A 13,246-nucleotide genomic window follows, 5' to 3' on the forward strand; every position below is an offset into this window, starting at 1 on the left:
CATGACAGACACCAAGAAATACACATACGACGATGAGCTGGAATTCATCAAGAATCTGTATTGCCCGGCCCGTCAGCTCGCTGACGAGACAGGCTGCTCGTGGCAATTGATTCTCGCTCAGGCGGCACAGGAAACGGGCTGGGGCGAACGCGTTCTGCATGGGACGAACAACGTCTTCAACATCAAGGCTGATTCGTCGTGGCACGGCGAGTCCCGCGTTTTTACGGTCCAGGAGCAGAGGGAAGACGGGAGCAAGTATTGGGTTACAGCGCCGTTCCGCGTCTATCCGTCCGTGCTGGAAAGCATGCGCGATCGCCAGAGATTTCTCGCATCGAATCCTCGCTATGCTGCGGCCGGTCTTTATAGCGATGGTGTAAAGGGCAATCTCGAAAAGGAAGCGAAGGCACTGCAGGCCGCTGGCTACGCCACGGACAAGAATTACGCCAAAAACATCATCGAAGTATCCGGGGGGCCTTCGATGAAGCGGGCCATTGCCAGGGCGCAGAAGATGGGCTGTAAAGGCTGCTTGCCGACGGTTAACGTCTACGTGCTCGACCAGGCCAAGGCTCATCTGACAAACACCAAGATCAAGGCAACCCAGGGCAGCAAAACGATCGATCTGGTCACGGACCAGAATGGACAGGTGCAGGTGCAGGCCGCGCTATCAGGTGGGCCGGTTTCATTACAGGCCTGGTCGGAGCACGACCACAAGTGGGTGCAGATCGAGCAGGCCGTGACGCCGACGACGCCCGCCACGGCCATTACTGTCATCGCGCCGACGATCGTTGTCCCGTCGGCGACCGAATTGCACAAGCCGCCGACCGCTCCGGCTCCGACTCCGACTCAGACTCAGACTCAGACTCAGACTCAGACTCAGACCGCAGCGAGCCATCCATGCGCCCCCGCTGCTGTTTCTGCCGTCCCCATTGCAGCCAGCGCTTCTCCGCATGCGGGTACGGAGACTTATATCGTCCAGAAAGGGGATACGCTCAGCAAGATCGCGAAGAAGTATGCGACGAGCTATCGCGTGCTGGCACGTTTGAACGGCATTGCATCGCCGTACTTCCTGTATCCGCACCAGGTTTTGACTGTGCCGAAGCCGCATGCACGGGCGGCTTCGGCACCAATTGCAGCGCCGGCTGCTGCTCCGGTAGCGGCAGGTGCATCTGCGGCGGCGGCGGCTCCGGTGGCGGCGGGTGCATCTGCAGCGGCTGCTCCTCCGGTACCGGCCGCTGCATTGCCCCCGGCTGCAGTGGCCAGCGGGCAAGCTGTTCATACGGCGCCGGCTGCGTCTGCAGCGAGCGCGCCTGCACACGCAAATACGCACTCGGAAAGCGGGACTGCCGGGTCCGTCAACGCGCCAAAGCCCGCGCCCGCGGTTCATGCTATCCGTTCTCGCGATGAGAGCGACCAGCCAAAAACCGAGGCGCTAACTGCTCACCATGCACCGTGGATGGCTCATGCGGAAGAGGAGCGCCGCGTCGGTGTGAAACGTAAGGGAGGGGAGGTTTCCACCGAGCATATTGAGGAGTACTTCGGTGCAACATCGCAGCCCAACGCCAATCCGAATTCCGCCGCGTATTGCGCGGCGTTTGTGAATTGGTGTCTGCAACGTGCCGGCTATGAAGGAACCAAGGGAAAGACGAATGCGATGGCAAGCAGTTTCTTGAAATGGGGGCAACCGACCAAGGGAAACAAGCCTGTGTATGGGGCTATTGCCGTCGTGCGCTTTGGAAAGAATGCGTATCACGTTACTTTTGTCAACGGAGCGCATCGATTTGATGCCCATCAGAATCTGCAATCCTTGGCAACGTTGGGCGGGAATCAGGGTAAAGCGCATGAGGTGAATAAAAGCCATCTGCCGCCATCCCTGGTGGTGGCTTATCGCTTGCCGATCGGCTATGAAGCAACCGATGATGACTATCATCTGGCGCTCGTGCCGGATGATGGAAGTACCTCGATGACGGCAGCATCTACCCGATAAATGCGCCGTTCAGCGGCACCGGATGTTGTGACGACCTGCGAGTCTTTCGCGCTGCCTCTCAGTGACTGTTTAGATCGTTCGATTCATTTCTTCCACGAATATTGTTGATGATGAAGTTATCCAAACTTGCCGCATGTGCAGTAACTTTCACTGTTGCCTTGGCCAATGTGGCGTATGCCCGTGATCTGGACAGGAGCGACCCTGACCGCGCGCACATACTGGCAGCCGTCCACCGGCTGAACGACAAGGAACCGGACCTGAAGGACTATCACTATGTTGTGGCTGACCTGGTGAAAGACCATGATGCCGCATTCGTGTGCGTGGCACTGGCCGATAAGGACGGTAACCTGGAGATGACGGATGACCAGGCCGAGATCATGATGTTCGCGCTGGAAAAGCGTGACGCGCAATGGGTAGCGACCGATCTCAGCGGCGTGGGATTCGCTGCCGGCGCGAAGCCCGTGCAGTCGGATTGCCTGGTGGGCGGTCATATCGTGAACACGCGTGCCGATATCAATGCCGCGTTGAAGGCGACAGGACATAAGCCATCTGCTATCCGCTGACCATGGTGATATGGCTGCCGGGAGTGTGCCTGATTGGTCCGTGATGAACGCATGCGGCAACTCGCCGAGGCTGTCGGTCCGGAATGTCTGGTGCAGTCCCGGTCGATTGCTGCAAGCCGCGGCAGCAAGGAGTAGCCTGGACCGCCGTTCCAGATTCCGCTGAATGAGCAATATTCGATGCAACGTTACCTGATACTCAGCGGCGACAAGACCACCGCGAACGGAACGGTGATTGCCACGCCAACGACGATCCAGTTCGAAGGTCGCGATATCGCCCACGAGGGCGACGAGGTCCAATGCCCCGCATGCAATACGATCGGCAAAATCAAATGCGCCGGGGCGCGTCAGGTGATGACCGCGCCCGATGGCCGACATGCGGCGTTGCACGACGATCTTTGCATCTGCCGGTGCGACCCGCCACCGACGCTCGTTGCTTCGCAGCGGGCCATGTCGATTGAAGTGTGACGGTCGATTCCCGATGCAACTGACGGCGACATACAGTCTGTACGACGACGAGTGATGATCGCCTCGCAGCGATTTGCTGCACCGAGTACTGTTTGCGTTTCATCGCCAACCTCCCGCTCGCATTGGGAAAATTGCTCCGAAACACTAACACTCGTTTCTGTCCAGGGTTTCTATAGCAGATCACTGACAACGACGTCCGGTGGAAAACCAACAGCCCTCAATTTCCGCCGGACACGTTTGCTTCATCTGGCACTTGATTGCTCGGCGATTTTTACTTTCTCGTCCGTAGGAAGTGCTGTTGAACGAACCGCGTTTCTGAATGGATCGACGATCTGTCGGTTCAGATATTCAAGTGCCGTCGACAATGCCACGACCAGGGGAAGCGCGAGCCAGAATAGCGTCCATCCGGGCGTGGACGTGGCAAGCAGAAGCTGGATGGCAAAAGCCGCCTGATAGTGAACCAGATAGATCGGGTACGACAGGCCGCCAATGTTTCGATCGATCCATCGGAAATGGCGCCCTTCCGTCGCGGACGCGATGAAGAAGAATGCCGTGGCGAATCCCGCCAGATTCAGGTAGTAAGGGAGTCCTGCCGCATCGAGCGGAAGGAAATGCAGCACGCAGATGAATCCGCCGTACAGGCATGTGGCGGCAACCGAGGTGTATGTAGCGACGCTCGCCCGATACGCGTTGACTGCGAAATAGAGGCAGATTCCGATGCCGTACGGGAGCGCGGCCGCAGGTATCGCATACAGCCGCTCGTTCACATCATGCGCCAGCGCAACATGAAACAACGCGCCGGCAAGCAGGCACAGCATGCCGGTCTTGATGTTGCGCGCCGCGCCCAATGCGAGCACCACGTACATCGCAAATTCGACGGCCAGCGCCCACGCCGGCGGTACGACATGCGAAACGCTCGGCTTGCCCGGCATGGGAAAGTCGGGACGCCAGTACCAGTTGACGGCGAGATCTGCCCATGCGCGAGTTGATCCGGGGATGAGGAAATTCCGGTGGTATGCCGCGGCCAGCGTGGGTTCAAGAGCGATCAGCAGAAGGGAGAGCGCAGCCGCAGCCCAATACATTGGATAGAGCCGCAGGAATCGGTTCGTGAAAAATCGAATGAATCCCCTGGGCCCGAATCCATAGTTGCGATGGAGCGTCGCGGTCATCAGGTAGCCGCTGATCACGAAGAACGTCGATACGGCGTAGGTCGCCGTGAGGTCAGTCCATCGCCCTAGATGGGCGGCCATGACGATCAGGGCCAGAAATGTGCGAAGTGCTCCGAGCATTTGGGTAACTATGCTTGATTGTTATCGGGCCGTGGGCGACTGGACGATCGGCTCGAGCACGACGAAAGTTTGCTTTGCCTTGATGCCGTAGAACTGATCATTCGGGTGCTCGCAGTCGGTCAGCATGCTCTGCCGGTTAGGGGCCGTCTGGTCGAAATCGAATTGAGCGACGAGCGGCGCGTGTTGAGTGGACGCCTCCGAGCGAAGCGCATTCACGAACTGGATGATCGTCCGCGGGTTCGGCTGCTTGCAAGTCGGATCTGGCTCTTGCAATACTACGATCTTCCCGGCATCTCGAGCAGTCTGGATCAGGTATCCGATGATCTTCGCGTAGTCGCTCGGTGACTCGTCGTAGACGCCGGACTGCGGCGCCTTCCAGTAGCAGAAGTCATTGAGCCCGAAATCCAGCAGGACGATCTGCGCCTTCGACTGAGCCAACTGCGTTTCCCAGTCCGGATGCTTTCCATAAGCTCCCGAAAGAAGCCGGAATGCCTCGGCTCCACCGACACCTTCATTCTTGAATCCGGCACTGTCACGGCATGCGCCGACAGCGTACTTTTTGGAGAAGGGGGGATTTTTGAATTTGGAGACGGTTTGCGGTGGTATGTTGCACCATCCGCAAACCGTTGAACTGCTTGGGTGTTTTTGGTCGGAGCGATAGGATTCGAACCTACGACCCTCTGATCCCAAATCAGATGCGCTACCAGGCTGCGCTACGCTCCGACAAGCCAAAGATTCTATCCTTTAATCACACAATCGGTCAATCGCCAGATGATCATCGCACGTCACGGCGCTCACGGACCGGTCACGAACAACGGAGACGATCATGATGAACCTGATCCTGTGGCGCCACGCCGAGGCAGAGGATTACGCGGCGAGCGACCTCGCGCGTCAGCTGACCGTGCGCGGGCGCAAGGACGCGCAGGCGATGGCGAAATGGCTGCGCAACCGGCTGGAAACGAACAGCGTGATACTCGCGAGTCCGGCGGCCCGCACCGTGCAGACCGTCGAAGCGCTGACCGACCAGTACCGCACCGTCGACGCGCTTGCCCCCGGCGCGGATGTCGACGACGTGCTGACTGCGGCCGGCTGGCCGGAAGGGATCGCGCCAACGGTCGTGATCGTCGGGCATCAGCCGACGCTCGGCAGCGTCGCCGCGCGGCTGATTGCCGACATCGACGACAGCTGGAGCGTGAAGAAAGGCGGGATCGTGTGGCTTGCGAGCCGCACGCGCAACGGCGACCGGCAGGCCGTACTGCGCGCGGCGCTGTCGCCCGATCTGGCCTGATTGGCATAGGTCAGACGTATCCAAAGGCTTTCTGCTAAAGTCAATTCGGCGACACGTCATTGAACGGACACGGTCATGCCACATAACGGTCACGGCCGGTTACTACATTGGCGGGCATGTCGCCTTATTCCTTACGACCAGGAAAGCCTAATGCGAGAACTGCCGACGCCTACGCTCCCCTTTGCCTCGCTTCCGCTCGATTCGGCACGACGCCACCTGCCGCGCGCCGCTGAAACCGTCACGTCGGAATTCCGTCTGCGCGCCGCATGGGCGCGCACCGAAGACGAACTGCGCGAGGCCCAGCGCCTGCGCTACAGCGTGTTCGCCGAAGAGATGGGGGCGCAGGTCAGCGGCCCCGCCGGTCTCGACGTGGATCCGTTCGATGCCTATTGCGACCACCTGCTGGTGCGCGATCTCGACACCCTGAAGGTGGTCGGCACGTATCGCGTGCTCCCGCCGCACCAGGCGGCCCGCGTCGGTCGTCTGTACGCGGAAGGCGAATTCGACCTGTCGCGCCTCACGCACCTGCGAGGCAAGATGGTCGAGGTCGGCCGCTCGTGCGTGCACAGCGACTACCGCAGCGGTGCCGTCATCATGGCGCTCTGGGGCGGCCTCGGCGCGTACATGATGCAGAACGGCTATGAAACGATGCTCGGCTGCGCGAGCGTGTCGATGGCCGATGGCGGCCACTATGCCGCCAACCTGTACCAGTCGCTGTCGGCAAGCGCGCTGACGGCGCCCGAATATCGCGCGTTCCCGCACACGGCATTGCCGGTCGACGAACTGCAGACCGGCACCGTCGTCGCGCCGCCGCCGCTCATCAAGGGCTACCTGCGTCTCGGCGCGAAGATCTGCGGCGCACCCGCGTGGGATCCCGATTTCAACTGCGCCGATTTCCTGACGCTGTTCCGCCTGTCCGACATCAACGCGCGCTACGCGCGGCATTTCCTCGGCTGAGTGCCGATCGGCATGCCAAGCGGGCCTGTAACGGGTCCGCAGCGGGCACGCAAGCAAACGCCGCTGCACGGTGACGACCCGCGCAGCGGCGCTTTTTCATCTGGTCATTCGCAACGGGTGAAATCCGCCCCCTATTAATTCGGGCGATGCGGCGCCACCCGCGTGCCACAAGCGGCACGCCGGAGGACGACCCGGGTTCGGCGCGGGTCGGAACGGGAAGGGCGGCGCGGCCGGCTTAGTGCCTGCGCCGCCAGTCGAGCAGGTGGTGCTCCGCCATCCAGTGATGGATCATGCCTTCGCCATCGTGCGAGCGCTTGTATTCGCGCGACTCGAAGTACGACAGCGCAACCAGCACCATCAAGCCGATGAACAGGCCAATCAGGCCGGCGATTTCCTCAGACGACATGGCAGCCTCCTTTCAACGGCACAGCGCCATCCAGTACATAGTAGGACATGCGCGGCACCACTTCGAAACCGGAAATCCGTTAGACTCGGCGCGACCCGTGCGCGCGACAGGCGCGCTGTCTTTTCCGGAGCCCGATTTGATGACCCGCTTCATGCTGGCCGTGCTGGCCGCATCGATTCTTGCCGGCTGCGCCGGCGATCCCCGTGAGACGCGCCGCGGCCACCCACCGCAGGACCCGGCCGACTATCACGGCGTGCCGACCGACATGACGCCGCCGTCGATGCTGGCCGAGCCGCCGGCCAGCGCACCCACCGCGCCCACCGCGCCCACCGCGCCCGTTACGCAGTAAGTCCGGCGGCCGTCAGGCGACCGGCGTCTGCGCCGTGTGTGCGACGGCGCCGATCCGTGCGGACAGGCCCGGCAGGTAGCGCGCGAGCGTCGCGCCGCGCGCGGCCATGAACAGCAGCAGAGCGAGCCAGAGGCCGTGGTTGCCGAGCGTGCCGACGAGCGCGAAGGTTGCCGCGACGAACACGGCGAGCGACGCCGCCATCGAGCGCATCAGCGACCGCGTCTGCGTCGCGCCGATGAATACGCCGTCGAGCAGGAATCCCCACACGGACACGACGGGCGAGATCGCCGCCCACGGCAGGTAGCGCACCGCAACGTCGCGGATCGCGGCCTGGTCGGTCAGCCGCGCGACGATCCAGCCGCCAGCCGCCCAGTACACGAGCGCGAACGCCAGCGCGCCGAGCGCCGACCAGAACAGCGTGATGCGCACCGCCTGCCGGAACGCGGCACGGTCGCGTGCGCCGGCGGCCGCGCCGACGAGCGCTTCGGCTGCATGCGCGAAGCCGTCGAGGCCGTACGCCATGAACGTCTGGAAGTTCAGCAGCAGCGCGTTTGCGGCGAGCGTCGCGTCGCCCTGTTTCGCGCCGAGGTGCGCGAACCAGCCGAACGCGGACAGCAGGCACAGCGTGCGCACGAAGATGTCGCGATTGAGCGCGATCAGACGCTTGAGCGCTGCGCGGTCGGCGAGCATGCGGGCCGCGAGCGGCGGCAAGCCGCGCGGCCGAAGTTGCCACAGCAGCCACGCGCCGAGCACGAAGCCGCACGCGTCGGCGGTGGCGGTCGCCACGCCGATGCCGGCGATTCCCCAGCCGAAGCCGTAGACGAACAGCAGCACCGCGCCGATGTTGACCGCGTTGATGAATACCTGGACGACGAGCGCGAGCCGAACGCGCTGCACGCCGAGCAGGTAGCCGAGCACGACGTAGTTCGCGAGCGCGAACGGAGCAGCCCAGATCCGTGCGTGGGCGTAGGCGAGCGCGGTCGCGCGCACTGCGTCGCTGCCGCCCAGCGCGGTCAGCGTGAACGAAAGCAGGGGCGTCTGCAGCGCCAGCACCGCGGCGCCGAGCGCGAACGCGGCAACCAGCGCGCGCAGCACGCTCAGCCGGATTCCGTCGTCGTCGCGCGCGCCGTGCGCCTGCGCGACGAGGCCCGTCGTGCCCATCCGCAGGAAGCCGAAGCCCCAGAACACGAAATTGAAGAACAGCCCGCCAAGTGCGACGCCGCCGAGATACTGCGCGCCGTCGAGATGGCCGGCGACGGCTGTGTCGACCGCGCCGAGAATCGGCTGGGTCAGGTTCGCGAGGACGATCGGGAAGGCGAGCGCCAGCACGCGCCGGTGCGACGCAGCGGCCGGCTGGTGCCCGGCCGCGGGCGATAAGGCGGAATCGGACATGGCGGGCGCGTCAGCCGCGTTCCTGCACGCAGACCCACGGCGATACGACTACTGCCCACAATTCCGGATTGCGCGCCGCGTAGTCCTGCGCGGTGTCGGCCTGCATGCGGGCGATATGGCCGGCGGCGAGCCAGCGGGTGACTTGTTCCTTGTCGTCGCCGGCGATCGCCTCGGCGACGCTCACCAGATCGAGGTCGCGCGCGACCGACAGCAGCTTGCCCTGCGCAAAGAAGCGCTCGAGATCGCACCAGTCGATCTTCGCGGTTTCACCGAGGAGTTTGGCGTAGAGCGGGCTGTGCGACGCGCCCGCGGGGGAGTGTTGATCGGAGGACATCGGATTCGTGTAGTGACTGCAACTGAGCGCCACTATAAACCATCCGGCCGCGCCGGCCGTGCTTCGGTCAAGCGTCGCGCAGCGCGCGCCGCACGATCTTGCCGGTCGCCGTCATCGGCAGGCTGTCGACGAACGCGATCGCGCGCGGATATTCATGTGCGGCGAGGCGCGTCTTCACATGATCCTGCAGCGCTCGCACGAGTGCACCGTCGCCGGCATAGCCGGGGTTCAGCACGACGAACGCCTTGACGATCTCGGTGCGGGTCGCGTCGGGCACGCCGACGACGGCGGCCATCCGCACCGCCGGATGCGTGAGCAGGCAGTCTTCGATCGGGCCGGGGCCGATCCGGTAGCCTGCGCTCGTGATCACGTCGTCGTCGCGGCCGACGAAACGCACGAAGCCGTCGGCATCGAGCACGCCCGTGTCGCCCGTCAGCAGGTAGTCGCCGGCAAACTTGTCGCGGGTCGCTTCCGGGTTGCGCCAGTATTCGATGAACATCACCGGGTCGGGCCGGCGCACCGCGATGTGGCCTTCGACGCCGGGCGGCAGCGGCGTGCCCTGCGCATCGACGATTGCAACGTCATGGCCCGGCACGGCCTTGCCGATCGCACCCGGCTGCGGCGCGAACAGCGCCGCGCACGACGACAGCACCATGTTGCATTCGGTCTGCCCGTAGAACTCGTTGATCGTCACGCCGAGCGCGTCGCGGCCCCAGGACGTCAGTTCGCTGCCGAGCGATTCGCCGCCGCTCGCGACCGATTTCAGCGCAAGGGGGAAGCGTTCGCGCGGCCGCGGCACGGTGCGCATCAGCTTCAGCGCGGTCGGCGGCAGGAAAGTGTGCGTGACGCCGTGTCGGGCCATCAGGTCGAACGCCGCTTCGCCGTCGAATTTTTCGAAACGCCGTGCGAGCACCGGCACGCCGTGATGCCACGACGGCAGCAGCACGTCGAGCAGGCCGCCGATCCATGCCCAGTCGGCGGGTGTCCAGAACAGGCGTGCGTCGCGCGGGAAGCACTGCTGCGACATCTCGACGCCCGGCAGGTGGCCGGGCAGCACGCGGTGCGCATGCAGCGCGCCCTTCGGCTTGCCCGTCGTGCCTGACGTGTAGATGATCAGCGCCGGATCGTCGGCTGCCGTGTCGGCGGGGGCGAAATCGGCGGATTCGGCGGCGAGCGCCGCGTCGTAGCGCAGCACGCCCGGGGCGTCGGGCGCGTCGTCGCCGATGCAGTAGACCGTCTTCAGCGCCGGCAACTGGCCGCGCAGCGACGCGATCTTCGCGTAGCCGGCCGCGTCGGTGACAAGCGCCGCCGCTTCGCTGTTCGCGAGCCGGTATTCGAGCGCGTCGGCGCCGAACAGCGTGAAGAGGGGCACGGCAATTGCGCCGAGCTTGTACGCGGCGAGATGCGCGACGGCGGTTTCCGGACCCTGTGCGAGGAAGATGCCGATCCGGTCGCCGCGTCGCAAACCGGCGCGCGTGAAGCTGTTCGCGAGCTGATTAGAAGCATTTTTCAAATCGTCGAACGTCACGCGCGTGACGTCGCCTTGCGCGGTTTCGTGGATCAGCGAGAGCCGGCCGCTGCCGTCGGCCCACTTGTCGCAGGTGTCGACGGCGATGTTGTAGCGCGCCGGAACGGCCCAACGGAAGCGGGAGAGCAGCTCATCGTAGCGTTCGGCGTCAGGCAGCATCGGGCGTCTCCGGAGGGTGGGCGTGAATGCCGGACCGCGGGCTTACACGGCATGTTCATGCGGCGGGAATCACAATGTAATCGATCTTAGGGAAGATTCGGACTCGTCCGATAGGAGTGCTTCAATGCACGATTACAGAATGACGCATAAGATCACGACAAGTATCTGAAATGACCATGGATTTGCTTCTGATAGCTGCGGGGTTCAGCCTGCTCGGGATCGGTGCGCTCGTCGCGTTCGCACGTCACGTCGATCCGTTGTCCGGTCGTTTGACCGGCCGTCTGCGCAAGCGCTGACTGATTTCCCTTCGTCCACATTCACGACGGTGCGCGGTGCGTGCATGCACCGCGCACCGCGCACCGCTTGTCGCGCGTTGTCCGTCGCCTCGTTCCTGTCGCCGCTCAGCGGGCCGGCAGGTAGCGTGACGGATCGATCGAACGTCCGCCGTAGCGCAACTCGAAATGCAGCGCGACGCGGTCGTTGTCGCTGTCGCCCATCTCGGCGATCGTTTGCCCCTGCGTCACCTGCTGGCCTTCCTTCACGACCAGCGCGCGATTGTGCGCGTACGCGGTCAGGTAATCGGCGTTGTGCTTGAGGATGATGAGGTTGCCGTAGCCGCGCAGCCCGTTGCCCGCGTAGACGACGACGCCCGGCGCGGCAGCGACCACCGGCGTGCCTGCGGAATTCGCGATGTCGATGCCCTTGGATTTCGAGCCGTCGAAGCTGCGAACCACGCTGCCGGGCGCAGGCCAGATCAGCGCAATGCTGGACGGCGGCTTCACCGCCGATTCGACCGGTGCCGAAGGCGCCGGGCGGCTGCGGCCGGCACTGCCGGTGCCGACGCTCGACGTCGCCGTGCCCGGCGGCGGCTCGACGCGCAGCACCTGGCCGACTTCGATCGCGTTGGGGTTCGAGATCTGGTTCCAGCGCACGATGTTCTGCACCGACTGGCGGTTGTCGCGCGCGATCTTGGAGAGCGTGTCGCCGCGCTCGACTCGGTAAAACCCGGGGCCGACGGGTGCGGCGCCGCACGCGGCGAGCAGGGCGGCGACCGATGCCGCGATGAATCGCTTCGTTGTTGTTCCGAACATTGAACCTCGCAAAGCCCTGCCGCGCGTTGCGCGGCAGGTGACACAAAACATCAGATTTTAACGGGTTCGACCCGCAGGCCGCAGATTGGCCGCGCCGCGTGTCCGCCCGGTGCGGCGCGCGTCAGCCTGCGAGCGGGCTGACGCAGATGCGCAACGCCGCGGTTTCGGTCGCGCCCGGCGCCAGCATCCGCAGCCCCAGCCCGTTGTGGATCGCGTCGGGCAGGCCGAGCCACGGCTCGACGCAATAGAAGTCGGATTCCGGCTTTTCCGTCCAGGTCGTGACCGCATACCACGGGATCGAACCCGGCACGTCGAGTGAGATCTCGATCGTGCGGCGCCGACCGGGCATCACGATCCGCACCGGCGCCGGCGCCGCGCCGTCCAGGCAATGGAAGCGGTCGTGGATGCGCGCTTCGTCGAGCGTGTAGCGCGCCGCGCCGGGCTCCGGCGTGCTGATCGTGCCGTCGGCGAGCTGCTCGCAGCGGTGCGTCGGCGGCAGTTCGAGCGTCGTCTGCGCACGTTCCGCGTGCGGCAGCGCGAAATAGAAATGGTGGCCGGCGTAGTAGGGCAACGGCGTGGTGCCGCGATTGGTCGTCGTCAGCGTGACGTCGAGCGTGTGCGCGTCGGCGAGACGGTAGGTGGCTTCGAAGCGGAAATCGAACGGGTAGCTCGCGTGCAGCGCGTCGTTCGCGTCGAGCGTCATCGCGAGTGCCATGCCGTCGGCCGACGGCTGCGCCGCGAACGGCAGGTCGCGCGCAAAGCCATGCATCGGCAGGTCGCGGACCACGCCCGCCGAATCGCGCCAGCGGCCGAGCTCGCCGTCGGCGCGATGACGGCCGAGAAACGGGAACAGCAGCGGATTGCCGCCGCGCACGCGCGCGAGCTGGGTCCAGTCGGCGGAGTCCGGCCAGAAGATGACGGGCTCGCCGTCGATGTCCCACGACAGCAGACGTCCGCCGCATTGCGGGGCGACCCGGACGAGCGACGGGCCGGCGTGGAGTTCGTGAATCTCGTGTTGCTGGAAGATCGGCATGGCGATTCGGGAATGAACGGGTGGGCGGGGCGCCGCTGGCGCGGCGCGCCTTCATTATCGGGCCCCGGAACGGTCGGGGAAAACCCTTCTCGGGAAATCGCGAGTTTTGGCGAGGGGCAAGCGTCGGGATAATGCACTAAACCGGTCGTGTTGCCGGGTCATGACACTTCGAGGAGCGGACATGGATCTGGCAATGGCAATGGGAATCGCCCTGTTTGGAATGTTCACCGGCAGCACGGTGCTGTTTTTCTACCAGCTCGGCCGCTGACGGCAAAATCTGCCGAATCGGCAAGGCCCGCCATGTAAATGGCGGGCTTTTTGCTTTCTACGGCCTTACAGGTTGCAAGCGTTTGTGTGCATCGCCGCAATTTCCTGCCAAATGCCTTGGCGCGGTAATGTGCGCTGGGC

The 13,246-nt window shown here is 64.2% G+C and carries 15 protein-coding genes and 1 tRNA gene; 7 read left to right on the plus strand and 9 right to left on the minus strand.

Annotated elements, in window-relative coordinates; all coding sequences use genetic code 11:
• Position 1 precedes the first annotated feature (1 nt).
• The 3 genes from ACV22Z_RS06005 to ACV22Z_RS06015 all read left to right on the plus strand — a co-directional run bounded on the left by ACV22Z_RS06005 (position 2) and on the right by ACV22Z_RS06015 (position 3,012).
• Entirely contained in the window at positions 2 to 1,984 is a 1,983-nt protein-coding gene (locus tag ACV22Z_RS06005; RefSeq protein ID WP_448075407.1) for a TIGR02594 family protein, read from the plus strand.
• 107 nt (positions 1,985 to 2,091) lie between these two features.
• The gene (locus tag ACV22Z_RS06010) at positions 2,092 to 2,547 is read left to right on the plus strand and encodes a hypothetical protein (RefSeq protein WP_448075408.1); all 456 of its coding nucleotides are present in this window, start codon (positions 2,092 to 2,094) and stop codon (positions 2,545 to 2,547) included.
• A 177-nt stretch (positions 2,548 to 2,724) separates the two neighbouring features.
• Positions 2,725 to 3,012, plus strand: a complete 288-nt coding sequence (locus ACV22Z_RS06015) for a PAAR domain-containing protein (RefSeq protein WP_448075409.1) — start codon at positions 2,725 to 2,727, stop codon at positions 3,010 to 3,012.
• A 242-nt stretch (positions 3,013 to 3,254) separates the two neighbouring features.
• On the opposite strand, the gene ACV22Z_RS06020 is transcribed toward ACV22Z_RS06015, so the two are convergent.
• From ACV22Z_RS06020 to ACV22Z_RS06030, 3 genes are all read right to left on the minus strand, one after another.
• Positions 3,255 to 4,301 (minus strand): acyltransferase family protein, encoded by a 1,047-nt coding sequence (locus ACV22Z_RS06020; protein WP_448075410.1) that lies wholly within the window; start codon positions 4,299 to 4,301, stop codon positions 3,255 to 3,257.
• Positions 4,302 to 4,322: 21 nt separating this feature from the next.
• On the minus strand, positions 4,323 to 4,991 hold the full coding sequence (locus tag ACV22Z_RS06025; RefSeq protein WP_448075823.1) for an SGNH/GDSL hydrolase family protein: 669 nt from the start codon (positions 4,989 to 4,991) through the stop codon (positions 4,323 to 4,325).
• Positions 4,948 to 5,024 (minus strand) — tRNA-Pro (locus ACV22Z_RS06030). Before ACV22Z_RS06030 ends, ACV22Z_RS06025 begins: the two co-directional genes overlap by 44 nt.
• 103 nt (positions 5,025 to 5,127) lie before the next feature.
• Here ACV22Z_RS06030 and sixA point away from each other — a divergent pair.
• Together sixA and ACV22Z_RS06040 are read left to right on the plus strand one after the other, a co-directional pair.
• Positions 5,128 to 5,589 carry a phosphohistidine phosphatase SixA gene (gene sixA, locus ACV22Z_RS06035; protein WP_448075411.1) on the plus strand — a complete coding sequence of 154 codons (462 nt, stop codon included), beginning with the start codon at positions 5,128 to 5,130 and terminating at the stop codon, positions 5,587 to 5,589.
• A 150-nt stretch (positions 5,590 to 5,739) separates the two neighbouring features.
• Positions 5,740 to 6,546 carry a GNAT family N-acetyltransferase gene (locus ACV22Z_RS06040; RefSeq protein ID WP_448075412.1) on the plus strand — a complete coding sequence of 269 codons (807 nt, stop codon included), beginning with the start codon at positions 5,740 to 5,742 and terminating at the stop codon, positions 6,544 to 6,546.
• 235 nt (positions 6,547 to 6,781) lie between these two features.
• Here ACV22Z_RS06040 and ACV22Z_RS06045 read toward each other — a convergent pair whose 3' ends face one another.
• Positions 6,782 to 6,952 carry a hypothetical protein gene (locus ACV22Z_RS06045; RefSeq protein ID WP_448075413.1) on the minus strand — a complete coding sequence of 57 codons (171 nt, stop codon included), beginning with the start codon at positions 6,950 to 6,952 and terminating at the stop codon, positions 6,782 to 6,784.
• Between the two features lie 139 nt (positions 6,953 to 7,091).
• Here ACV22Z_RS06045 and ACV22Z_RS06050 point away from each other — a divergent pair, with 139 nt between their 5' ends.
• The gene (locus ACV22Z_RS06050) at positions 7,092 to 7,301 is read left to right on the plus strand and encodes a hypothetical protein (protein ID WP_448075414.1); all 210 of its coding nucleotides are present in this window, start codon (positions 7,092 to 7,094) and stop codon (positions 7,299 to 7,301) included.
• Positions 7,302 to 7,313: 12 nt separating this feature from the next.
• Here the strand turns inward: ACV22Z_RS06050 and ACV22Z_RS06055 are convergent, their stop codons facing one another.
• The 5 genes from ACV22Z_RS06055 to ACV22Z_RS06075 all read right to left on the minus strand — a co-directional run bounded on the left by ACV22Z_RS06055 (position 7,314) and on the right by ACV22Z_RS06075 (position 12,838).
• Positions 7,314 to 8,693, minus strand: coding sequence for an MATE family efflux transporter (locus tag ACV22Z_RS06055; RefSeq protein WP_448075415.1), 1,380 nt, complete (start codon positions 8,691 to 8,693; stop codon positions 7,314 to 7,316).
• Between the two features lie 10 nt (positions 8,694 to 8,703).
• Positions 8,704 to 9,027: a DUF2288 domain-containing protein gene (locus ACV22Z_RS06060; protein WP_448075416.1), complete on the minus strand. Its 324-nt coding sequence runs from the start codon at positions 9,025 to 9,027 to the stop codon at positions 8,704 to 8,706.
• Between the two features lie 67 nt (positions 9,028 to 9,094).
• Positions 9,095 to 10,714: an acyl-CoA synthetase gene (locus tag ACV22Z_RS06065; protein ID WP_448075417.1), complete on the minus strand. Its 1,620-nt coding sequence runs from the start codon at positions 10,712 to 10,714 to the stop codon at positions 9,095 to 9,097.
• 401 nt (positions 10,715 to 11,115) lie between these two features.
• Positions 11,116 to 11,805, minus strand: a complete 690-nt coding sequence (locus ACV22Z_RS06070; protein ID WP_448075418.1) for a peptidoglycan DD-metalloendopeptidase family protein — start codon at positions 11,803 to 11,805, stop codon at positions 11,116 to 11,118.
• Positions 11,806 to 11,926: 121 nt separating this feature from the next.
• Positions 11,927 to 12,838 (minus strand): aldose epimerase family protein, encoded by a 912-nt coding sequence (locus ACV22Z_RS06075; protein WP_448075419.1) that lies wholly within the window; start codon positions 12,836 to 12,838, stop codon positions 11,927 to 11,929.
• 160 nt (positions 12,839 to 12,998) lie between these two features.
• Here ACV22Z_RS06075 and ACV22Z_RS06080 point away from each other — a divergent pair, with 160 nt between their 5' ends.
• A complete protein-coding gene (locus ACV22Z_RS06080) occupies positions 12,999 to 13,106 on the plus strand; it encodes a UDP pyrophosphate phosphatase (protein WP_221624598.1) in 108 nt (35 codons plus the stop codon).
• Positions 13,107 to 13,246: the final 140 nt, after the last annotated feature.

The sequence above is a fragment of the Burkholderia sp. PU8-34 genome (assembly GCF_053427725.1).